This is a genomic window from Pseudoalteromonas sp. '520P1 No. 423' (genome assembly GCF_001269985.1).
In the GTDB taxonomy this organism is placed as follows: Bacteria; Pseudomonadota; Gammaproteobacteria; order Enterobacterales; family Alteromonadaceae; genus Pseudoalteromonas.
The window spans coordinates 131470-154998 of the sequence record NZ_BBZB01000001.1 but is presented as its reverse complement, the minus strand read 5'-3'; the positions used below and the strand labels follow the sequence as shown (position 1 = coordinate 154998).

21 protein-coding genes and 1 pseudogene are annotated in these 23529 nt (G+C 34.8%); 15 read left to right on the top strand and 7 right to left on the bottom strand.

All coding sequences use genetic code 11. The annotated features are described in order from the left end of the window. Nucleotides 1-39: 39 nt before the first annotated feature. The 3 genes and pseudogenes from cobA to PSA_RS00635 form a co-directional block, all read right to left on the bottom strand. A pseudogene (gene cobA, locus PSA_RS00645) lies at nt 40-840 on the bottom strand (uroporphyrinogen-III C-methyltransferase); the annotation flags it as partial. A gap of 253 nt (nt 841-1093) precedes the next feature. After that, on the bottom strand, nt 1094-1294 hold the full coding sequence (locus tag PSA_RS00640) for a hypothetical protein (RefSeq protein ID WP_042146760.1): 201 nt from the start codon (nt 1292-1294) through the stop codon (nt 1094-1096). Between the two features lie 11 nt (nt 1295-1305). After that, a complete protein-coding gene (locus tag PSA_RS00635) occupies nt 1306-1662 on the bottom strand; it encodes a hypothetical protein (RefSeq protein ID WP_042146758.1) in 357 nt (118 codons plus the stop codon). 137 nt (nt 1663-1799) lie between these two features. On the opposite strand from PSA_RS00635, the gene ccoG reads away from it, so the two are divergent. The 14 genes from ccoG to PSA_RS00570 all read left to right on the top strand — a co-directional run bounded on the left by ccoG (nt 1800) and on the right by PSA_RS00570 (nt 19414). Continuing rightward, complete coding sequence (ccoG, locus tag PSA_RS00630; protein ID WP_042146756.1) at nt 1800-3224, top strand: cytochrome c oxidase accessory protein CcoG; 1425 nt, start codon at nt 1800-1802, stop codon at nt 3222-3224. Between the two features lie 138 nt (nt 3225-3362). Then, complete coding sequence (locus PSA_RS00625; protein ID WP_042146865.1) at nt 3363-4343, top strand: serine/threonine protein kinase; 981 nt, start codon at nt 3363-3365, stop codon at nt 4341-4343. A 14-nt stretch (nt 4344-4357) separates the two neighbouring features. After that, complete coding sequence (locus PSA_RS00620) at nt 4358-4981, top strand: thiol:disulfide interchange protein DsbA/DsbL (protein ID WP_042146755.1); 624 nt, start codon at nt 4358-4360, stop codon at nt 4979-4981. A 30-nt stretch (nt 4982-5011) separates the two neighbouring features. Beyond that, the gene (locus tag PSA_RS00615; protein WP_042146753.1) at nt 5012-5653 is read left to right on the top strand and encodes a thiol:disulfide interchange protein DsbA/DsbL; all 642 of its coding nucleotides are present in this window, start codon (nt 5012-5014) and stop codon (nt 5651-5653) included. A 73-nt stretch (nt 5654-5726) separates the two neighbouring features. Next, nucleotides 5727-6188 (top strand): DUF523 domain-containing protein, encoded by a 462-nt coding sequence (locus PSA_RS00610; RefSeq protein ID WP_042146751.1) that lies wholly within the window; start codon nt 5727-5729, stop codon nt 6186-6188. A 130-nt stretch (nt 6189-6318) separates the two neighbouring features. Continuing rightward, the gene (locus PSA_RS25015; protein ID WP_157575709.1) at nt 6319-6468 is read left to right on the top strand and encodes a hypothetical protein; all 150 of its coding nucleotides are present in this window, start codon (nt 6319-6321) and stop codon (nt 6466-6468) included. A gap of 27 nt (nt 6469-6495) precedes the next feature. After that, on the top strand, nt 6496-6795 hold the full coding sequence (locus PSA_RS00605; protein ID WP_042146749.1) for a hypothetical protein: 300 nt from the start codon (nt 6496-6498) through the stop codon (nt 6793-6795). Nucleotides 6796-6912: 117 nt separating this feature from the next. Beyond that, nucleotides 6913-8295, top strand: coding sequence for a sigma-54 dependent transcriptional regulator (locus PSA_RS00600; protein ID WP_042146747.1), 1383 nt, complete (start codon nt 6913-6915; stop codon nt 8293-8295). Continuing rightward, entirely contained in the window at nt 8276-9553 is a 1278-nt protein-coding gene (locus PSA_RS00595) for a PAS domain-containing sensor histidine kinase (RefSeq protein WP_042146745.1), read from the top strand. The genes PSA_RS00600 and PSA_RS00595 overlap by 20 nt, the downstream gene beginning before the upstream one ends. 166 nt (nt 9554-9719) lie before the next feature. Continuing rightward, complete coding sequence (locus PSA_RS00590) at nt 9720-10979, top strand: efflux RND transporter periplasmic adaptor subunit (RefSeq protein WP_042146743.1); 1260 nt, start codon at nt 9720-9722, stop codon at nt 10977-10979. 67 nt (nt 10980-11046) lie between these two features. Further along, nucleotides 11047-11769, top strand: a complete 723-nt coding sequence (locus PSA_RS00585) for an ABC transporter ATP-binding protein (RefSeq protein ID WP_042146741.1) — start codon at nt 11047-11049, stop codon at nt 11767-11769. After that, nucleotides 11766-14198 (top strand): ABC transporter permease, encoded by a 2433-nt coding sequence (locus PSA_RS00580; protein WP_042146739.1) that lies wholly within the window; start codon nt 11766-11768, stop codon nt 14196-14198. Before PSA_RS00585 ends, PSA_RS00580 begins: the two co-directional genes overlap by 4 nt. 292 nt (nt 14199-14490) lie before the next feature. Beyond that, nucleotides 14491-16917 (top strand): ABC transporter permease, encoded by a 2427-nt coding sequence (locus tag PSA_RS00575; RefSeq protein WP_042146737.1) that lies wholly within the window; start codon nt 14491-14493, stop codon nt 16915-16917. 70 nt (nt 16918-16987) lie between these two features. Continuing rightward, nucleotides 16988-19414, top strand: a complete 2427-nt coding sequence (locus tag PSA_RS00570) for an ABC transporter permease (RefSeq protein WP_042146735.1) — start codon at nt 16988-16990, stop codon at nt 19412-19414. Nucleotides 19415-19485: 71 nt separating this feature from the next. On the opposite strand, the gene PSA_RS00565 is transcribed toward PSA_RS00570, so the two are convergent. From PSA_RS00565 to PSA_RS00550, 4 genes are all read right to left on the bottom strand, one after another. After that, nucleotides 19486-19665 (bottom strand): hypothetical protein, encoded by a 180-nt coding sequence (locus PSA_RS00565; RefSeq protein ID WP_042146733.1) that lies wholly within the window; start codon nt 19663-19665, stop codon nt 19486-19488. Between the two features lie 211 nt (nt 19666-19876). Then, nucleotides 19877-20446 (bottom strand): prepilin-type N-terminal cleavage/methylation domain-containing protein, encoded by a 570-nt coding sequence (locus tag PSA_RS00560; protein WP_042146863.1) that lies wholly within the window; start codon nt 20444-20446, stop codon nt 19877-19879. Between the two features lie 135 nt (nt 20447-20581). Continuing rightward, nucleotides 20582-21199 carry an FMN-binding negative transcriptional regulator gene (locus PSA_RS00555; protein WP_042146731.1) on the bottom strand — a complete coding sequence of 206 codons (618 nt, stop codon included), beginning with the start codon at nt 21197-21199 and terminating at the stop codon, nt 20582-20584. 27 nt (nt 21200-21226) lie between these two features. Then, complete coding sequence (locus tag PSA_RS00550) at nt 21227-21829, bottom strand: GNAT family N-acetyltransferase (RefSeq protein ID WP_042146729.1); 603 nt, start codon at nt 21827-21829, stop codon at nt 21227-21229. Between the two features lie 167 nt (nt 21830-21996). Here PSA_RS00550 and PSA_RS00545 point away from each other — a divergent pair, with 167 nt between their 5' ends. Next, nucleotides 21997-23481 carry a PLP-dependent aminotransferase family protein gene (locus PSA_RS00545; protein ID WP_042146728.1) on the top strand — a complete coding sequence of 495 codons (1485 nt, stop codon included), beginning with the start codon at nt 21997-21999 and terminating at the stop codon, nt 23479-23481. The last annotated feature ends 48 nt before the right edge of the window (nt 23482-23529 follow it).

Sequence of the window (23529 nt, the reverse complement as noted above, 5' to 3'; positions counted from 1 at the left end):
GAGCCTTTTACAAAAAATTATAAAATTTTAAACTTCAGTCTAAGCGACTAAAAGTGAGTTATTCAGTTGTTCTAAATTAGGTGTGTTAAACCAGTCTAATTGCTCATGCAATTGTGCGACTTCACCAATAATTAATAATGCAGGTGATTGAACAGCTTCTTTTTCTATTAGAGCCGCAAGTTCAGATAAAGTGCCCGTGATCACCCGTTGGTTGTGTCTTGTGCCATTTTCAACAATGGCAATAGGTGTTGTTTCTTCACGACCATGCTCTATAAGTTTAGCTTGAATATGAGGCGATTTTATCACACCCATATAAACAGCTAAAGTTTGATTCTTTTTAGCTAAAGAAGACCAATTTAAATCTTTACCGTCTTTTTGACAGTGCCCAGTAACAAATACTATCGCTTGCGAATGATCTCTATGTGTTAAAGGTATGCCTGCATAAGCAGCACAGCCCGCAGCGGCTGTAATGCCTGGTACTATTTGAAACTTAATATTGTTTTGTGCAAGTAGCTGAGCTTCTTCACCACCACGACCATAAATAAATGGGTCGCCGCCTTTTAATCGACAAACTGTTTTACCAGAAAGCGCCAAATCAACTAAAATTTGGTTTGTTTGTTCTTGAGGAACACTGTGATTGCCTAAGCGTTTACCAACACAAATCAGCTCAACTGTATTTGGGATTAATGCCATAATGTCTTGTGAAACTAAATAGTCATAAACAACAACATCGGATTGCTGCATGGACTTTAAAGCTTTTAGAGTGAGAAGTTCAGGATCTCCTGGACCTGCACCGACCATGAATACTTCACCTGATATGCTTGATGTACTATTCAACATTATTTAATCCCAAACCAACTTTACTTAATTGCTAAATAGCATAAGTGGGCTTTAACGAATAAAAAAATAATAAAAACAGGTTTAATATATCAAAATGTTATAAAGAGAGTGTTTTTTAGCTTAAATTGAGTATTTTCAAGGACAGACGCTAAAGTTAACGTCTGTATAGCATTTAGTTATGAGGTATATCTTAGCAGTGATTTAGAGAACAATTTATCTAAAGTGACTTAACTGATTTAAGTTGGCTTAAATGTTATGCAAATTCTAAGTCTATATCTGTACAGCCTTTAGCGCAGCGAGCCCCAGGTTTAACTTTATCTTCAGGTAAATATAATTTGATAGCTTGTTTACAGTGAGGGCAGTTTACCAATTGCCCTTTCATTAATTGTTTAAGTAGGTTTTTTTGTTTATGAAAAGATTGTGATGATTGCTTATTTAAATTTGAAAAATCCATACTTAACCTTGCTAATTAGCGATTATTTTAACTTGTTGTTCTATTATTTGACAGACTTGACGTAAATCATTGCCTTGAAAATATAAATTTAAATCATTATTTACGCAAAATCGTGTATTAAATGCCCTAAGCTTTGTATTTGTTTTTGTATGCGTATCTACATAAGTACTTTGTGCGGATGTCAGCTGGAGTTTATGTTTGATACGGTCATTTGCTGTTTGTGCTGCTGAGTCTTTTGTCGTTTTCATTGAAACGCTTAAAAAATCAGTAATGAAACCAAAAAACTCTTCTCTAGGTTCTTTTATTATTTTGTGGTCAATAGAAAAGAAAGCGAGTACTAAAATGACTAATAAGAAGAAATTTTTCATAAGTTTATATAATTCTTTTAAAAATAATCAGATATTTGATTTATTTCACAACATTAAGGTCATTAGTGTAATAAAATGCAGGGTTAAATAGCAAGTAGTATACTGTAGAGTAATCCAGCTGGTGTTGAGGAACTTCAATGGAAAAGCAAATCAAAGTCAAAAATATTCCGGTTGATGTAAAAATACATAAACCGGATCCTGATAAATTTGATCGATTTAATCCAAGAAATAGAATTTATGTGCGTGCAGTTAAAGGGCTGTATCAAGTTTTAAGGCATCGGCTTAATATTATTGCTATGTTGGCATTTTTACTTTTGCCTTGGCTAAACTTTAATGGCCAGCAAGCCGTACTTTTTGACTTGATGGAACAAAAATATAATATTTTTGGTGTGACGCTTTGGCCACAAGATTTAACTATTTTGGCTTGGATCTTAATGGTTTCAGCTTTTGCATTGTTTCTGGTAACGACATTTTATGGTCGGGTTTGGTGTGGCTTTATGTGCCCGCAAACTGTTTGGACTTTTATCTTTATTTGGTTTGAAGAAAAGTTTGAAGGCACAGCAAATCAGCGTAAAAAATTAGATCAAAGGGAGATGGATTTTGAAAAGTTTTGGCGAAAATCTGGCAAACACTTAGGTTGGATTTTAGTTTCACTGCTTACAGCTATGACATTTGTCGGTTACTTTACACCTATTCGAACGCTATTTATTGATTTCTTTGTATTTGATGCAGGCTATTATGCTTATTGGAGCATTTTAGTATTTACCGTGTGTACATACGGTAATGCAGGCTGGATGCGTGAAATTATGTGTTTGCATATATGCCCATATTCTCGTTTCCAATCAGCGATGTTTGATCAAGATACCTTTACGGTAAGTTATGACGCTAAGCGCGGTGAAGGGCGAGGCCCAAGAGGGCGTAAACAAGATCACAAAGCGCTCGGTTTAGGAGATTGTATTGATTGTAATTTGTGTGTTCAGGTGTGTCCGACAGGCATAGATATCCGTAATGGCCTGCAATACGAATGTATTAACTGTGGTGCCTGTGTTGATGCGTGTGATGGCGTTATGGAGAAGATGAATTATCCTAAAAAGTTAATTTCTTACACCACAGAGCGTAATTTAAAATCAGACAAAAAAACAAAAGTTATTCGCCCTAAACTAATTGGCTACTCTGTTGTTTTCGTGGTGATGACAGCAATTTTAGCTGTAGATATTTTTACTCGTATTCCTATGGATTTAGATATTATTCGTGATCGAAATAAACTGTTTAGAATGAGTAATGAAGGATTAGTTGAAAATACTTATACACTTAAAATTCTTAATAAATCTCAAATTGATAAGCATTATAAGATAGATGTAGCAGGTCTATCTCATTTTAACTATATTGGTAAAAATGAGATAAATATAAAAGCGGGTGAGTCTTATAGTTTACCGCTTTCAATTGCGATAGACCCATATGATTTGAAAAAGCCAGTGACTGAATTTAGCTTTGTCGTTACTGATAGTGCGGAGCCGGATGTGACGTTATCGCAAAAGAGTAATTTCTTTAAAGGTCGATAGTATGGTTGGAGTTAATCTATCAAAGGTTCTGAGATATTAAAGTCATTTTATGGCATTATCTTAAAATCATATTTATTACTTATTAAAAAGGCATTAATTATTAATGCCTTTTGTTTATATTAAATGAAAAGTGAAACAATGAATCAATTTAGCTTTGCCGATTTAACACCTGATATTATTTTGGATGCGATTGAAAGTATCGGAATATATCCAGAATCAGGGTTATTACCGCTTAACAGTTTTGAAAATCGTGTCTATCAGTTTAAGGGGGATGATGGTGTAAGGTATGTTGTAAAGTTTTATCGCCCGCAAAGATGGAATAGTGCTGAAATTAAAGAGGAGCATGATTTTACTTTTGAGTTAGCCGTTGCTGAAGTACCTGCCGTGGCGCCAATAAAGCGTGATGGTAAAAGTTTATTTGAATATCAAGGTTATCTATTTACGCTATTTCCGAGTGTAGGTGGTCGTATATTTGAAGTTGATAATTTAGATCAACTGGAAGTTTTAGGTCGGTTTATCGGTCGACTACATCAAACGGCAAAAGCAAAACCTTTTGAGCACAGGCGTGAAATAAATACACAAGAATATCTACTAGATGCAAAACAGCATTTGTTAGATAGCGGGTTAATATCGCGTTCATTAGAAACTGCTTTTATCACGATATTAGATCAGGTTATTGAGCTTGCTAACAATAGATATCATACAACTGACGCAATTCGCTTGCATGGTGATTGCCATGCAGGCAATATTCTGATGACACAGCAAGGTTTAATGTTTGTCGATTTAGATGACAGTCGTATGGGGCCTGCAATTCAAGATTTATGGATGATGTTAAGTGGTGATAGGCAAGAGCAAGTATTGCAGTTAGATACAATGATTGGCGCTTATGAAGAATTTTGTGAATTTGATCATAGTCAATTGGCCTTAATTGAACCTTTAAGAGCCATGCGTATGATACATTATATGGGCTGGTTGGCGAAACGATGGCAAGATCCTGCATTTCCAAGGAACTTTTCATGGTTTGCAGAGGACAAATACTGGGAGCAGCAAATATTAGCACTAAAAGAGCAATTTTCAGCGCTACAAGAGCCACCGCTTGCTTTATTACCTAATTTTTAGAAAAAGAGAACATGATGATAAAAAAACTAAAACTTGGTTTATTAATTTTATGCATGCCAGTAATGGCTTTTGCATCACAGTTTCAAAATGGTGTTCAATATACCGAATTACAAACAGAAAAAACGGCGAAACCACAAGTAACTGAATTCTTTTCATACTTTTGTGGGCACTGTTATAAAATGGAGCCAGTTGCGAAAGGTATTGAAAAAAACTTGCCTGCGGGTGTGCCCTTTATAAAAAGCCATGTGAACTTTTTAAGAGGTAAATCTGCTGCTGATCAAAGCAACTTATCTTATGCGTATTTGATTGCTAAACAACAAGCAAAAGAACATCAAGTATCAGATGCCATTTTTAATTATATTCACCGTCAGAGTGCTAGTTTTTCAAATATGAAAGATGTGAGCAACTTGCTGGCTTTAAATGGTATCTCTAAAGAAGATTTTGATTCTCTATTATCTAGCATGCCGGTTATTCTAGGCGAAAAGAAAATGGTTGAAGCGCAAAATAAATATTCAAAAATGGGGGCATTAACCGGTGTGCCAACATTTATCGTAAATGGTAAATATAAAATCAATGTGAATAAGCTTAAAAGCCAAGCTGAATTAGATTCTTTAATCACATTCTTATTAAATAAATAGAAATAAAATTTTTAGATTTTGGAGTAATAAATGAAAACAATAATTAAAGCTGCATTAATTTCGTTATTTTTACCTTTGATGGCAAATGCTGCTGGTCCTGTAAAATATGAAGAGGGAGTGCATTATGAAGTTGTGTCGGATCGCGCTTCTACAAAACCTGAAGTAAAAGAGTTTTTCTCGTTTTACTGTCCTGCATGTAATAACTTTGAAGCTTTATTGGCTGATTTAAAGCCTATGCTAGGTAAAGACATTAAATTTAAAAAAAGCCATGTAGATTTTATGGGTGGTCGTACTAAAGAAAATCAGCAAATGTTATCGCAAGCATTGGCCACAGCGGCTACTTTACCGCAAAAAGATAAAATTGTTGGTGCTTTGTTTAGTCATTACCACACAAAGCGTAATAAGTTTAATAGCGTAGCAGACATAAAAGATATTTTTGTAGCGCAAGGTGTTAATGGTGCTAAATTTGATAAGTTATATAAAAGTTTTTCTGTTCGTACTATGACTTCAAAAATGAAAAAAGACCAAGCGTATTTTCAAAATAAAGGCGGCTTAAGCAGCGTACCTACTTTTATTGTTAATGGTAAATATAAATTAATTTTAGGTAAAAAATCAGGTGTTAGCTCAGCTGAAACGATGAATGACTTAATTACTTACTTAACTAAAAAGTAAATTAGTTAAGAATTTTCAGATTAAGCCCCGCATTAGTGGGGCTTTTTATTTGGATAATTTGGTGGAATCGATAATGTTCAAAGTTTTAGTTTCTAGTTGTTTATTAGGTGAACCAGTACGTTACGATGGTAAAAGTAAAGGGGTTTCACATCAAATACTTGATAAATGGCAATCTCAAGGTCGCATAGTTTCATTTTGTCCTGAAGTGGCTGGTGGTTTGCCTACGCCTAGACCTGCTGCTGAAATAAGCCATTCGGGAAGAGTATTAACAGCTAACTCAATAGATGTAACAGATGCTTTTTTGTTAGGTGCTCAAAAAGCATTAAATTTATGCATTAGAAATAATATAAAATTTGCACTATTAAAAGAAGGTAGCCCTTCTTGCGGTCGCAATGAAGTCTATGATGGTTTACACCAAGGAAATAAAATATCAGGTATGGGTCTAACGGCTGAACTACTGGAAAGAAATGGCATTAAAGTTTTTTCTGAGTTTCAAATAGAGGTTATGGATTTAATCGTAAATAAAAGCTCATAAACTGGAAAACAATTTAATTTATGCTGTCCATATAAGAGGTGTATCTAAAAGTTATAGATTAAAGTTATATGGAATTAACTTCGCAAATCCAAAGTGTCATATTATTAGATAAGGTATTCGTTTAGATACATTGACTGTGATTAAAGCAATTGAAAAATACGACTTGTTTTATTTATTAACCGAATTTGTCAGTAAAGGCAATTTAAAGCCCAATAATTTTACTTTAGAATTCTCAAATGAAGCATATTTCTCTTCATCAGTAGAGGCGATTGAGTTGTGATGTAAATTTAAATCTTATGGATTTCAGTTGGCAATAGATGGCTATCAGGGAGATTTAAAATCATTAAAAGGTCTGCCTTTATTAATAGATGAAGTGAAGTTTAGTGTAATAGGTCGCACGGATGATAAAATTAATTTAAGTCCTAATAATCAAATATTAATTAACCCGCTGTCTAAAAACTTGAATACCCGAATTGTATTTTCTGGTGTAGGGTCTTATCATCAAGTAATACAGGCACAAAAAATAGCACCAAATAGTGTGATACAAGGTTATTATTTAGCGCCACCAGTCAGTATAAATAATGCTATTTCGTTACAAAAAAAATAAAAAAACACAAGTTACTAACTCTTTTCCATTTCTATATTTCATCAATAATTATTCTGATTAATAACTTAACTAATGATAAAGTAAGCCTTATAAGCTGTTTATCTAGTTAGGGTAATAATGAGTCAAACATATATTTTAGTTGTTGATGATCGTCCAGAGATACGACTCAGTGCAAGTTTTGTTTTAGAAGATAATGGGTATCAAGTATTAGAAGCAGATAGCCCCTATCAAGCAAAAGAGTTAATTCAAAACAATAAAATAGATTTGATCCTACTTGATATGAATTACTCACTAGACACCACATCAGGTGAAGAAGGTTTAGAATTATTAGCTTGGATCCAAAAATCAGAATTAAATATTCCGGCTGTTGCTATGACTGCTTGGTCAAATGTGGCTTTAGCCGTTAAGGCAATGCAACTAGGTGCCGGTGACTTTATTGAAAAACCTTGGAAAAACCAACGATTATTGCAAATCATAGAGCATCAGCTTTCTATGGCGGGTTTAAAAGTACAAAATCAAAAGTTACAGCAAAGGTTGGAGCCAATAAAACAAGATGAGTATGTTTGGCGTTCCGCTTGTATGCAGCAATTAATGATGCAAATTCAAAGTGTCGCAACAACAGATGTCGCTATTTTACTGACTGGTGATAATGGCACAGGTAAAAGCCTATTAGCCAGACAAGTCCATGATTTATCTTCCCGTCAATCTGGGCCCTTTATTGGTGTTAATATGGGCGCAATTTCAGAATCATTATTTGAAAGTGAAATGTTTGGCCATAAAAAGGGCGCGTTTACCGACGCTAAATCTAGTCGGATAGGGCGTTTTGAACTTGCTAAACAAGGCACGTTATTTTTAGATGAGATTGCCAATATTCCAATGTCTCAACAAGCTAAACTATTAAGAGTTGTAGAATCTGGTGAATACGAGGTATTAGGTTCAAGTCAAACAGAGCAAACCAATATTCGCATTATCAGTGCCTCAAACGGTAATTTCGAAAAGTTAATATCAGAAGAACGTTTTCGAGAAGATCTGTTTTATCGTTTAAATACTTTAGAATTTAGAGTGCCTTCATTAAATGAAAGGCTTGATGATATTGTGCCTTTAGCTGAGTATTTTATTGAACATTATGCAATTAAATATAATAAAGCTCAGCCCGTGCTAAGCGATTGCGCACAACAAGCATTATTAGAATATAGATGGCCAGGAAATATTCGTGAACTAAGTCATCTAATGGAGCGTGCGGTATTATTGTTTATTGCAGACCCTCAAGTAGCGACAAGTGATTTAAAACTTACAGCAAATGAACTACCTCTATCAGCGAGTAAAGGAGAGCAAACTTTACCGCTTATGACACTAGAAAAAGCAGAAATAAAACTCATTAAACAAGCGCTTGGTATTACCAATTCAAGTGTGCCACAAGCTGCAAAATTATTAGGTTTAACAAAATCATCTTTATATCGCCGCTTGGAAAAGTATGAGCATGAATTTCCTAAAAAGTAAGTCATTAGAAAGCTATATTATTCGTAGATTAGCCGCTTTTTTGATATTGGTTGTTGGCTTGTTTAGTTATATTTTAACTGAACATCATTGGGCTACGTGGGATATCGTCATAGTATCAGGTTTGCTGTTACTTGTTTTAGGTTTCAGTGCTTATAGATTTATGTATCGAATAATGGCGGCATTTGAAAGAGGTTTATTGCAAATAGAAGCCGTGCGAATGGAAGACTATAATCAATATGCAAAACCTGAATTTAGTAAAGGCCAAGTGGGTGGTTTTCATCAGGAGCTTAAAGTTTTAAGTGAGCAGTTACTCACTCAGAAATCACGGTATGATCAACATGCCTTTTTGGTTTATCAACTAATAGATCAGTTAAATACGCCGATTTTGGTCTTTAATCAAAAAAATCAATTAACTTATGCTAATGGTGCATTTACCTTATTATTTGATCAACCTTGGCAAATGTACCGTCATGGTTCACCTAAGTTATTAGGTTTAGTTAAGCAAGATGACAGTTGGCAATTTGAAACCAGTGCCGCTGCTACAAATCAGCAATGGCAAATAAGTCAAAGTGAGTTTATTGATAACTCTGAAGCTAATTTATTGTTGGTATTTACGAATATTGAATCAGCGCTACGTTCAAGTCAGCAAAATGCGTGGCAGCAGATTATAAGGGTGATGGGTCATGAAATTCGCAATTCACTGACACCGGTATCCTCTTTAGCTGAGAGTTTATCTACTCGCACAGAGTCAGAAAGAGATCAAAAAGCACTAGCTGTCATCGCAGAGCGATGCCATCATTTACAAGATTTTATCAGTCGCTATTCATCACTTTCGCAAAAACTTAATTTAAACGCTCAAAAGATTAGTGTAAATCAGCTTATAGAAAGGTTAAGGGGCTTATTTACAGGTTTTGAATTAACTATCTCTGTGTCGGTAGAGTGGCTCTGGGCAGATCAAGCGTTTTTAGAGCAAGTACTTATTAACTTAATTAAAAATGCCAATGAAGCCGGTGCCGATAAAATAACGCTCTCAATAAATGAAGTTAAAGGACAACATCTTATCCAGGTAATTGATAATGGCCATGGTTTTGCTAATTTAGAAAATTTATTTGTGCCCTTGTTTACCACTAAACAAGCAGGTCAAGGCATAGGGTTAAGTTTCTGTAGGAATATTATAGAGCAGCATGAAGGCAGTATTGAGCTTACTAACAATACAGATGCAGGCGTTACTGTTTCAATCAACCTCCCAATAAAATAACTCCCTCAAAAACTTTTCGATACTGGACTTAGTGAGTCCGGTATCGGACTGGTTATAGTCCATAATATACAGGGTGAACTCTAACTCATTGTAATTAAAGTTAAAATAAATTTGGCACAATCCTTGTTATAACTAGGTATGAAAATATTACCGAGAGCGAAAATAAATGGATGTCGTAAAAACAAAAAAGAAAAGTAACCCGCTACTAAATTCTAAGTATCAAATTGCATTAGCTATTTTTACTAGCCTTGTTTTTTTAGCGCTTTGGGCAAACCAATCAGTTGGTTCAATCTCTGTCGAACGTAATGATATTTTGGTAGAAAAAGTACATAAAGGCGATTTAGAGGTGAGCATTGAAGGTTATGGTAGCTTAAAGTCAGATAAGCAGCAGTTGATCACTACATTAACCCGCGCAACGGTAAAGGAAATTATTTTAAAGCCTGGCGCAAGCGTAAAAGCTGATAGTGTGATTGTGAGACTTGAAAATCCAGAGCTTCAGCAGTTAGTCGATAATGCGCAGCAGGAATTAGCACAAACAACTGCAAATTTACGTCAACTTAAACTAAATAATCAACGCGAAACTTTAAATGAAAGTGCTACGTTAGCGCAAATTACAGCAAGTTTTGAAACCGCTACTTTAAAACGCATTGCTGAAGAACAGTTAGTGAAAAAAGGTATCGTGACCAAACTGACTTTTCAACAAACAGTATTAAATGAAAAGCAGCTTGAGAAACGCATTGAAATATTAAAGCAGCGTATGGCGCAACTCACTTTAGTACACGCCGAAGCCGTTAACATCCAGCAAGAACGTATTAAACAGCAGCAAGGTCAGCTAAATATAGCGCAAGCACGATTAGATAGACTAACAGTAACAGCTGGTTTTGATGGTGTTTTACAGCGTTTATCAGTGGAGTTAGGACAAAGCTTAGCCGCAGGTCAAGAAATCGCGCTAATTGGAAGCGTTACAGATTTAATTGCATTAATTCGTGTACCGCAAAGTCAAGCGCAACAGATTGAAATTGGTCAGCGTGTGATTATAGATACGCGTCGTGACAAAATTGATGGCAAAGTAGCACGCATCGACCCTATTGTTGAAAATAATACGGTTAATATTGAAGTCTCCTTACCACAAAACCTGCCAGCTAGCGCAAGACCACAACTTAATGTTGATGGGGTTGTGATCGCTGAAACATTAAAGCAAGTGACTTATATAAAGCGCCCTGCAAATGCAAAATCAAGCACACAAGTTAGTTTATATCGTCTAGATGAAAATGGAAAAGACGCACAGTTACACAAAGTGAAACTAGGCCGCCAAGCAGGTCGATTTATTGAAGTGACATCGGGTGCTAAACCGAATGATGAATTTATTATTTCAGACTTATCTAATTTAAAAACAAGTTCTAATACATTAACTATTAATTACTAAATTTTCAGACTGACTTAGTGATATCAAGTTCACTAGATCAGCTACAAAACATAAAAGGAATAGACACATGAGCCAAGCAACAACAAATATCAATACAAAAATAAAAATGACGAATATTTCTAAAATTTTTGAAACCCAAGAACTAGAAACTCATGCACTAAGAAGTATCGACTTAGAAATCAATGCAGGAGATTACGTTTCTATCTCTGGTCCATCTGGTTGTGGTAAATCAACATTATTATCAATTTTAGGTCTGTTAGATATGCCTTCAGGTGGTGAGTTTTATATCGAAGGCATTAATGTAACTGATTTATCTTTAGATGAAGCAGCAGAAATTAGAAATAGCAAGATTGGTTTTATATTTCAATCATTTAACTTAATTGACGAGCTTTCTGTATTTGATAATGTGGCATTGCCTTTGCGTTATAGCAAAGACAAGTTATCTGATGAAGCAATCAAAAAACGTGTCAATGAATGTTTAGAGCTTGTTGCTATGTCACACCGTGTAAGTCATAAGCCTAATCAGTTATCAGGTGGTCAGCAGCAACGTATTGCAATTGCACGTGCATTAGTGGCAAACCCTGCAATCTTGCTAGTGGATGAGCCGACAGGTAACTTAGATTCTAAAAGTGGTGACCAAGTAATGGATGTACTTGAAAAGCTAAATGAAAATGGCACAACGATTTGTATGGTAACCCATGATCCGCGTTATGCAGATATGGCACGCACGCAACTTAAATTACTTGATGGTTCAATTTTAACCACTCCAGAGTTAAAGGCGGCTGTATGAGTCAATTTATCTATCAGCAAAAACAAGCTTGGGTGAGCTTGAAAAAGAATCTCGGTTTTGTAGCTACGGTACTTGCCACTATGGGCACTACTTTAGGTGCTTTACTCTGTATTTTAACTTTAGCGTATGTGCTAATTGCTAAGCCATTACCTTACCCAGATCAAGATAACTTGCATCTTGTTGTGCATCATATTGGTGATAGTAAAGGTGAGACTAATGCTTCTTCATTTACTTACCCTGGTTTAATTCATTTATATAAAAACCAGACCGTTTATGACAAAAGTGCATTGATTTACTACGACCAAGATGTATTAACGTCTGTTGATTCTCAGCCAACATTAAATACCTTGTATGTGACGCCTCAATGGTTTTCTTTATTAGATGCACAAGTGCATTTAGGTCGCACATTTGAGGCGACAGAAGCACTGGATACTAATAACCCAGTTGCCATATTAAGTTTTAATACTTGGGTTGATGAGTTTGGCTCTGACACAAATATCTTGAATGAAAAAGTCACATTTAAAGGTGTGAGCTTCAATGTTGTTGGTGTATTAAAGCAATCATTTATTGAACCCGCTTTATCTACCATAGGCTTAAAATCACAAGTGATTTTACCTTGGGATTATAATGGTATGAGCGAAAGAGGACGAGGCTCTTGGGGTAATATCAATTCAAACCAAAAATTTATAGGTAAAGTAAAGTCAGCTTTAACACTTGAGCAAATCTCTCAAACTTTAACACCTTTAGTTAATGATACGTGGAAAGAGAAAGTCGCTGGTATGGCGTTTTTTAATGGTTGGAACATTGAAATGAAAGCCGTGCCATTTAAAAAGCAAATTTTAGGTGATAGTACAAATACGGTTTATTTACTATTAGCAGGAGTCATTGGCTTAGTTTTAATTGCTTGCGCCAATATCTCAAACCTATTTATGTCTCGCACCGCAGAGCAACAGCGTCAATTGTCAATTCATGCTGCTGTTGGCGCCACTAAAGGTAAGCTATTTAAAACCATATTGGCAGAAACAGGTTTGTTAATGTTTTTCTCTGTGGTGATTGCGTTAATTATTGCCACAGTTGGCTTTTTGGTGATGCAGGAATTTTTATCACAACGTTTGCCAAGAGTTGATGAGCTGATGATTAACTGGGTGACATTAGCTTCGGCTATTGCCATTAGTTTATTATTTGCGTTATTTTTCGCTGGTTTAAGCAGCAGGATGATTAATTATCGCGCACTTAATTTAACCTTACAATCAAGTGGTAAAGGGACGGGAATTCAAGTATCTAAAAATATACGTAAGTTTTTAATCGTGAGTCAAGTCGCTGTTGTGACAAGTTTAGTTTTTGTAAATATCAGTTTATTAAAAGACTCAGTTAAAACCATCAACCAAGACATCGGTTTTCACACAGATAACTTAATGTATACCACTTTCTCAAGTGCAGGGGCTACACGACCAGAGCGTGATTTGCGTAAGCAATTAATGAATGAAGTGCGTGAAAAGCTAACAGCTCTACCTCAAGTTGAGCAAGTTGTGCAAGCGAGTTCACCATTAAATGGTTTTAACCTTTGGGCAACAACTGTCGTAGCGACCAATGAGCGTTTGACTCCTGAAGTGAAACATATAGATCAAAATTATTTTAAAATGATAGGCCAAAATTTAATTGAAGGTGACTTATTTACTACCGCAGATATTAAAGATGAAAACAGAGTTGCGATAGTTAATGAGGCGTTTGCAAACAGAATATCACCATCTGAAAGCGTGATAGGTAAGCAGGTTAGTTTTGGTGATGAAGAACATACAACAATAATTGGCATTGTAAAAGCGGTTCATATTCCTGGAGATACTAATGAGCCAATATTAAGAGCTTATGTGCCTACTTCTTTAGCTGAAAACGCGATGATAATAAAATTAAAACCTGAGTCTGTTGTCTCTAGAGAGCAAGTGGTTTCAGTATTACAAAGTGTGACAAGTCAATACAATATTTTTGAAATGGAATCATTAGATACTCAAAAAGCACAACTGCTTTTTACCCAATACACAACAGCTATTACCAGTGCTGTATTAGCTGTTATAACTTTCTTTTTAGCTGCTATAGGTCTGTACGGTATTTTAAGTTACAGCACACAAATGCGCCGTTTTGAAATTGGCACGAGACTGGCAATTGGCGCAAAAAGATTTGATTTAATTAGTTTGATCATTAATGACAATTTATCTTCGATTATTTTAGGGATGATTTTGAGCCTATTCGTATTAGTTGGTTTGTATTTGGGGTTCTCTGAAGCATTCACAGCTTATATAAATCTGTCATTACTTACCTTGTTTGTAATAACGGTTGTATTGATTAGCTTAATTTCACTGTTTGCTTGTTATTGGCCATTGCGTCCTTTCATCAATCGCCCTGCAATTCATTCATTACGAGGAAGTGACTAAGCAGCCATATGATAAAAGCCTATATGTCGAATGCATATAGGCTATTTTGATTAGAGAACTATCGCTATGAGTCAATTTTTTATCAGTAAAAGCAATACTCTGTTTTTGTGGTCTGTGCACACAATAATGCGCAATAGATCAAAAGCTAGCACTCAATTGTAAGCTATAGCACCCAGATAGACGCTACTAGTCGTTTAGAACTTAAATCAATCATTCGCTTTTCATGTGTTTAAGGCTATGAGTAAGTATTTTCAATATTTGATTTTATTGATTTCAAGGAAAAGAGTTTTTTATGAATCATCTTAAGTATTTAATTAAGCAAACTTGGCAAAGCCTAAAAAAAACACCGGGTTTTATTGTCAGCGTTACCACAACTATGGGTTTAACTTTAGGTGCACTTTTATGTGTTTTAACGCTTGCATATGTGATGTTAATGAAGCCGCTACCTTATCCTGAACAAGAAAAACTATATAGGGTAGTACAAAGTCAAATAATGCAAAATGGTCAAGTAGATAATGATTTATTTACTTATCCTGGGCTTATTCATTTTTATAAAAAACAAACGCATTTTAGTGAAGCAGCATTAATCCATTATGATGATAATATTTTAACTAGCTCTGCTAAACAGCCTAGTTTAAAAATGGGATATGTCACGCCGCAGTGGTTTACTATGCTAGATATATCTATGGCTCAAGGCCGTCAATTTGAGAAAACAGAGCAACTTGATAGCCATAATCCAGTGGCGATTATTAGTTTTGATACTTGGCAAAATGAATTTAAAAGTGATGCGGATATTCTATCGAAAAAAATAGAATTTAGTGGTGTGAGTTTTTCTATTGTCGGAGTAACAGCTGCCGAATTTGTTGAACCTGAAATTGAACAAAGGGGCCGTAAAACACAAATATGGTTGCCGTGGGATTATAATTTAGATACAGATGCCAAAGACAGTTGGGGGCGTATTATTCCACTTGCAGCTTTTGTAGGTAAATTAAATTCAGAACAATCAATTAAACAAATAGAACAGGAAATAACGCCCGCAGAAAATCAAATTTGGCGAGATAATGTTGGTGGCGTGACATTTTTAAATGATTGGACTTTGCAAATGAAGCTGCATAGTTTTAATAGTTTAGTGCTAGGTGATAGTCATAAAATAATCTACTTCTTGATTGCAGGTGTATTTGGTTTAGTAATAATCGCCAGTGCGAATATTGCTAACTTATTTATATCTCGTATCGCACAACAACAGCATAGTATGGCTATTCGAGCTGCAATGGGCGCTAATAAAAAGCAATTATTCAATGGGTTATTAGTTGAGTCGGCGATTTTGATGTTGTTATCAATAGGTGTGGCTTTAGTCATTGCTGTTTCAGGGTTTTATATTCTGCAACATTACTTAAGCGATGTTTTACCTCGAGTGGCAGAACTAACATTAAATGGTTTTTCTTTTATATCTGCAATCGTGATTGTGATGATCTTGGCTTATTTTTTTTCCAAAGTAAGTGCTAAAACAATTCGTTATAAAGCTTTAAATCAGAGTTTACAATCCAGTGGCAAAGGCAATAGTGCACAGATCTCTAAAAAAACACGACAAGTATTAGTGATCACACAAGTGGCTATTGCAGCAGCTTTAATATTTGTTAATACTAATATATTTAAGCATGCATTGGACTCTTTAAATGAAGATGCCGGTTTTAAAACACATAATTTATCTTATTTGAATTTAGTTTATTCTGCAGTGGAATGGCCTGAGTATGAAGCCTTTGGGCCAATAATGACAGATATTAAAGCAAAAATATCAGAGCGTCCAGAAGTTGAGGCGTTGAGTCACTCAAGCTCGCCTTTAAGTCGTTTTTGGCAGTGGCCAATTAATGACTTAGTACGTAAAGAACGTTACACCATATTTATCAAAAGCATTGCAGATGATTATTTTAGTTTATTAGAGCAACCATTAATTGATGGTGAAAACTTATCTGCTGCAGACATGAAAGATGGTAATAACGTATGGATTATTAATGAGGCATTAGCGAATCATTTAGCACCAAATGGCAGTGCGATTGGCATAAATGTCAATCCAGGTAACGATCAGGTTTATACCATAAAAGGCGTGGTTAAAAATATCAAACAGCCTAATCAAGTTGATCAACCATTTCGAGTTTATGGGCCTAGTAGTGCACCACAACGCAGTATGTTAATTAAATTTAAGCCAAAGCAAAGTCTATCGCGAGAACAGTTAGTTGAAGTCATTCAGCAAAGCCATAAGTCTATGGTAATTGAAAAATATGAATCATTAGAACAAACCCAAAGCGCGGGGCTATTCACTCAAAAGGCTACTGCAATTACTACCGCTATTTTAGCAAGTTTAACTTTCTTTTTAGCAAGCTTAGGGCTTTATGGTGTAATGAGTTACAGCACGCAAATTCGTCGTTTTGAAATAGGTACTCGTATGGCGATAGGGGCTAAACGAAAAGATTTAATTATCATGATTTTAAAAGATAACAGCTTTTCAGTGATTATCGGTTTAATTGTGGGTATTTTACTTTTACTTGGAATGACTATTAGTTTCAGTTCTGCTTTAGCAAGCTACATTAACTGGCAGTTATTACCTCAAGCGCTAGTGACATTAAGTTTAATTTCTTTGATAACTTTTTTAGCCTGTTACATGCCTTTAAGATCTTTAATTAATCGACCTGCGGTTTATGCTTTAAAAAGCAGTGAATAGTGACTAATGAACTGATGCTTATGTATCAGTTTATTTTTATATAACTAAAAAAATAATAAAAGGCTTTTTTATGAATGGTTTTATTTACCAGCTAAAACAAATGTTTTGTAGTTTAAAGCACAAACCAAACTTTGTGATGACAGTTGTTATCTCTATGGGCATAACTTTAGGCTCTTTGTTGTGTGTGATTATATTAAGTAATTTAATTTTAAATAAAACTTTCCCTTATCCAGAGCAAGATAAGGTTTTGGTATTACAGCATGGTTTATATGATCAAAAACAAAGTTTAATTGGTCATATGTTTCCTTTTCCAAGCTTAATGCATATATATAAAAATGAAGCCGCTTTTAAGGAAAAGGCGCTGATTTCCTATTATGAAGCGCAATTGAGATTCAATGACAATTCTCGCACTGTCAATTTAAGTTTTACCACACCAGATCTGTCATCAATGTTATCAATCCCTATGATAAAAGGTCGATTTTTTGATGCCAATGAAGCGCTTGGTCTACATAAATCAGGTGCAGTGATCAGTTATCAAGTTTGGAAAAACCAATTTTCTTTAACTGAAGATATTTTAGATCAAACAGTAAATTTTTCGGGTGTTAGTCATAAAATTATTGGTGTGACAGCTAAAGACTTTATAGAACCAGAGTTATTGACTGTTGGGCGTAAAACACAAGTTTGGCTGCCTTGGGATTTTGAAAGTTCATCTGCAATGTTAAAGTCGGCTTGGGGTATGATCCATGAGCCATTATTTTTCATTGGTAAATTGACCGATGAATATACAACTGAAAACGCAGTTGATTATTTAACAATTAACTTAAATGAAAAATGGCAATCAGAAGTCGCAGGGCAAGATTGGGCTACAGGTTGGTTTGTTGAAATGCGCCTTACTGCTATTGGTAAATATATCCTAGGTGACAATAAGCAGATGCTTTATATGTTACTTGCTGCAAGTTTAGGTTTATTGTTAATTGCAGTTGTGAATATTGCCAATTTATTTAGCTCTAGAGCAGCTGAAACTAAACACAACCTAGCTATTCATAGTGCTTTAGGTGCTTCAAAAAAAGCGATTGTAAAACTGCTATTTTTAGAAATTGTGAGTTTGATGATGCTTTCGGTCATATTGGCACTTGTTGTTTGTACTATAGAGTTTCATATATTAAAAAGCTATTTGGTCACTCTTTTGCCCAGAATAAATGAATTATCAATTGATGTTATATCTGTATTTAGCCTTATCTGTATCGCTGTTATTTTAGCTTTAATATTTTCGTTATTTGCCAGTAAACATATTAATTTTAAATTAATTCAACGTGCACTAAGTAGCAGTGGAAAAGGTGTTAAAGCGCAAGTTTCAAAACCTTTAAGAAATTTTTTAATTATTAGTCAAATTACACTGGTAACAGTTATGGTATTTGTGAGTTCCATAATTTTAATGGATGCAACAAATACAATTTTTAAGCCTGTTGGATTTAATGCAAATAATACGATGAGTATCAATATGACTCGGGTATCAGCTAGTAAACCACAAAGAGAAGAATACAGTGCTTTTATGAAAGAATTAAAAGCACAGACTAACAGTTTGCCTCAAGTTAAGTCAGTTACTCATGCTATTTCCCCCTTTAGTGCTTATGCCATAAGAGCAACTGAAGTAGATAAAACAGGACAAAAATTTAGCCCTTATATGAAATGGGTGGATAACAAATATTTTAATGTAATAGAGCAGACTCTATTACAGGGTCGCAACTTTAGTGATAGTGATATTAAAAACTTACATGATGTTGTGATTATAAATGAGCAGTTTGCCAATGAAATTCAATCAGACGGTGATGTTTTAGGTTTACAGCTAGTTAATAACAACAAACGATATAAAATAATTGGTATTGTTAAAAGTATTCAAATCCCAAATCAGCCATATGATAGTATGCGCGCTTACTTTCCTGGAGCTGATCATTGGTTGAATATGTTAGTGCGTTTTAATGAGGGTCAATCAATATCAGAGAGTAATTTTCGTGAACTGGTGACTAATATTGATGCTAGATTTGACTTACGAGATTATGAAACTGTGAAATCTGTGCATTATAAAATGATGTTTTCACAAATAACGACTGCAATTACAACAATCGTTTTAACCTTACTTATCTTATTTCTAGCATCTATCGGTTTATATTCAATAGCAAATTATAATGTGCATTTAAGACAAAGTGAGCTCGCTACACGCCTTGCTATTGGTGCAAAAAAGCGTGATATAGTTAAACTATTTTTGTTGGAAAACGCTATTAACTTAATAATTGCTATTGGCATATCTTTAGTATTTTTAATCGGAGTCTATGGGTTTTATACGCAGGAGTTATCGGGATTTATTGATATAAACATAATACCGTTAAGTTTATTTACACTAGGTTTGGTTATTAGTTTGCTTACAGCGTCTATTTACTTGCCGTTAAGGGGATTAATTCATAAACCTGTGGCTCATACGCTAAAAGGTAGTGAATAAGAGGTGAAGAAATAAAAATGCTTATTGGGGGATATATCAATAAGCATTTTGTGTTACTGGGGATGTGTGTATTAACACCTTTTAGCTAATCGAGAACCAGTTCTTTCACCTGCAATGCAAGTTTTCTTCTTTTTAGGTTTGGCTTCTTGCTCGGCTGTTAAATTATTTGATTCTGTTGTTGATGAGCAAGCTGCTAGTGCAAAACAAGTTAAGAGTGTGATCAGTGAAAGTGCTTTTTTTGATGTTTTCATTTATCCATTTCCTTCGGTGATTATATTTTTAAGTACGTTTTTTATCGTACATAAGTACGGATGATATCGTAGTTAACAAGTTAAATGAAATAAATATGTAAATAAGTGTAAATATAATGTTTTTAAATTTGGGCTTGCTGATTAATAGTGAGCTTTAAATCGTTGATAAGTTGCAAGGATTAAGAGTTTTACAGCACAACGCACATTTTAATTAAGTTAATGTTGCTCTAACCACTTGGGTAACTCCAGTCGCTGGAAAGTATTTTAGTTGCCAGTTTTCTGCGCCTTTCTGCCGATTATCTGATATATAGTTAAAATAGCAGTGTGCTGTATCAGAGAGTGATATTTCAGTGTACCAATAAATAATATCTGTATTATTACCAAAACTAGATGCGCCTGAATGATTTTCTAGAACAAAATCATCGCCTGCTAATAATCCACTCCATACATCTTTGCAATATGAGCCTTTTAAGTCTTTTCCTTGTTTAGCTGATTCTGTCGTTATACCTAAAGGAAAACCTGTATAGCTAGAATCTAAATCGCCATCACCGTAACAGTTAAGATCTTGCATATAACCTGAGCCGCCTTTGACTTGCCAGCAACCATGATACATGCTCACCGCAGAGCTAAAGCTTGCGAATATCGCTTTTGCCTTGGCATCGTGTGCATCTTGACCCATATTTAAAAACTTTGGCAGGGCTGTGACGGATAAAATGCCTAAAATAACAATGACAATAATCAGCTCAATTATTGTGAAACCTAGGTTATTTTTAATTTTCATGTAATTACTTCTTAAACTACTATTACAGCTTTTATTATATGCAATATACACTTTTATTTTAAAGATTTCATAGCTCATTAATATCATTTTTCAATAAATTATTAGCCTCTAGGCAGATCTTGAAACTAATGCTATTTAATCAAGCATTTGCTCTGCTAGCTTTTGATTACCCTTTAATTTCAGTTGATTTGAAATTTGTTGTTTAACAGCTGTAGATTTGTTTTGGCTCAGCTTAAATTGCCCGTTTATTTCATCGATTGATACTTTAAAAATGGTAATTGCTTTCAGCATTTGTTCAATCGCTTTGCTAGGTGCAGAGTCTAATAACCATGGCTGAGTTTGTTCTTTCTCAAAGTACTGTGTGGTGATATCCATTTGTTTATATTTTTCATTGCTATCGGTTATTATTTTAGCCTTGCCTATTATTTGTACTTTGCTGTAATTCCAAGTTGGCACAGGTTGCCCTTCACTATAATTAGGTGAAATATAACCTTGCTCTCCATGAAATATCAAAATGATATCTTCAACTAGGTTTTGTTTTAATCTTTTAGTTAAAGGGTGTTGATTACTTGTATGACCAACTAATGATGTTTGGTTGTCATCAAAGTGAAAAGGGATATGACTTACATGTGGTAATTCCCTCTCTCTATTGATAATTAAAGTAGCTAATGGATTATTGGTTACTAATTCAATTAACTTCCCTTGCTCTATTTTGTCTTCTGAGTTTGTTTGATAATACTTAGGCGGATACATAATTAGCTCCTTTAGGAATGTCTAACATTAATATTCAAATTCTTGTTTTTGTTTTGCTGTTTTTAATAACTTTTCTTTTACTTTTGGCCATTCATCATCTGTGATGCTAAACATGGCGGTATTACGGTAATCGCCATTGGGTGATTTTCGGTGTTTTCTTAATATGCCTTCAAAATGACCGCCAATTCGGCTAATTGCGTTACGAGATTGTTGGTTTTTTTCGTTAGTACATATCTCGACTCTTACCATATTTAACGTCTCAAATGCATATTGCAACATCAAGTATTTAGCATGTGAATTGACGTAGCTTCGTTGGAATTCAGGCGTAATAAACGTATGACCAATTTCAAGGGATTTATCTTTATCGTTTAATCTAAATAGTCTAGTTGAGCCAATCACTTGATTATTTTTTTTATTAACAGTAACGAATGCTATTTGTTCACCGTGTGCCATTTCATTTATGGCTTCTTTCATCCAAGCCGTAGCAATTTCTATTGTTTCACAACGATTCATTGGCATGTGCTGCCATACCTCTGGGAAATTACCTGCTGCGCGGTAAGCGTCTAAATGGCCCATATTCATAGGCACTAACTTAATTAATTGGCTTTGTAGTATTTGTGGTTTAAACATTATCTTCTCCTAAAGATCCCCGATAAAACAATTCAGGAATGACTGTTTCTTATTGAGTTCATTTATGTGTTGCTAGACATTGAGCCATCTAAGTAAGCATCTATTTCTATTATGAGTTTTTCTGGTATAAACTCTATAACCAGAATTAAACTATTAGGTATACCAGTTTGAAGGCGCTTTCACTTAATTTAGAGTCCAGCTCAAAAGCTAAATATGTTGTGATAGCTGATGCGATCCGACAGGCTATTAAGCAAGGACAGGTTGCACCCGCTGAGGCTTTACCTTCAGCACGTAAACTCGCAGAGCAGTTAAATACCAATAGGCACACAATCATGGCGGCTTTTGCTGAATTAGTTGCAGAAGGTTGGGTGGAGGCAAAACAAAGATCTGGTTATACGGTGGTGGCTTCTTTGCCAATTCAATCGAGTCAAAATATCAATAAAGTTGATACTAAACAAACACAATTTAAATGGCAGTTTGTTCGTAAAGGCCTAATGCAAAATCCGATTAAAGCCACTGAGTTTAAATATAACTTTGCTGGTGGTCAGCCTGATTTAAGACTATTTCCGTTCGATGAATTTAGAGGATATTTCTCTCAATCTTGTCAAAGGCCACAATTTGATGATTTGAGCTATGGTGATAGCAGAGGTTTGCCTGAATTAATTAATCAGGTATCTACTTATTTGCGTAGAATGCGTTCTATCACTGATAAAGAAATCATGATTTGTAATGGTTCTCAAGAAGCTTTGTATATGGTGTCGCAGTTATTGTTGCAAGCCGGTGAGAAAGTGGCGGTAGAACAATTAGGTTACCCGCCAGCTTGGGCGGCATTTAAAAGTTCAGGTGCTCAGTTAATTCCAATCAACCAAGATGAAAAAGGTATTATTCCTGAGCATCTAGAGATGCAACTAAAAACAAATTCAATTAAATTACTTTATTTAACGCCGCTACATCAGTACCCAACAACTGTGACTTTAGATGCTGAGCGACGTATGAAAATATATCAGTTAGCGGCTAAATATAGCGTGGCGATTGTTGAAGATGATTACGATCATGAGTTTCATTATAAATGCCAACCTATCGCGCCTATGGCTGCTGATGACCCTTTAGGTTTAGTGATATATATATCTACATTTTCAAAATTAATGTTTGGCAGTGCACGAATTGGTTATGTGGCAGCAAATCAGGATTTAATACAGGCCTTAGCTGAATACAAAACTTTGATGAACCATAAAAATAATGTGCTGATCCAGCAAACTGTTTCAAGGTGGATGAAAGAGGGCGGTTTTGAATGTCATTTACGTCGTATGACACGTATTTATCAAAAACGCAGAGATATCACGGTCAATATTTTAAATCATTATCAAAGCTTAGGTTTACCTATTAAGTTTAAAAATCCAGATGGTGGTATGGCTATTTGGCTTGATATGGGAAAATCTATTTTTGGATTAAAAGAAAAACTCTATGCTAAGCAGGTTTATCTACAAACGCAGTTAGAGTTTGATTTAAATCATAAAAATAACAAGCAGGAAAATAGTGCTTTTAATTTTATTAGAATTGGTTTTGCATCAATGGAAGAGCATGAATTAAAACAAGGGCTAAAGTTGATTTTTTCTGAGGTTTATGGAGCTCAATTGCAGGAAAGATTATAGAATTTAAAATTATTTTTTTGATTTTATTATTTCAGGTCAAAGTTATAG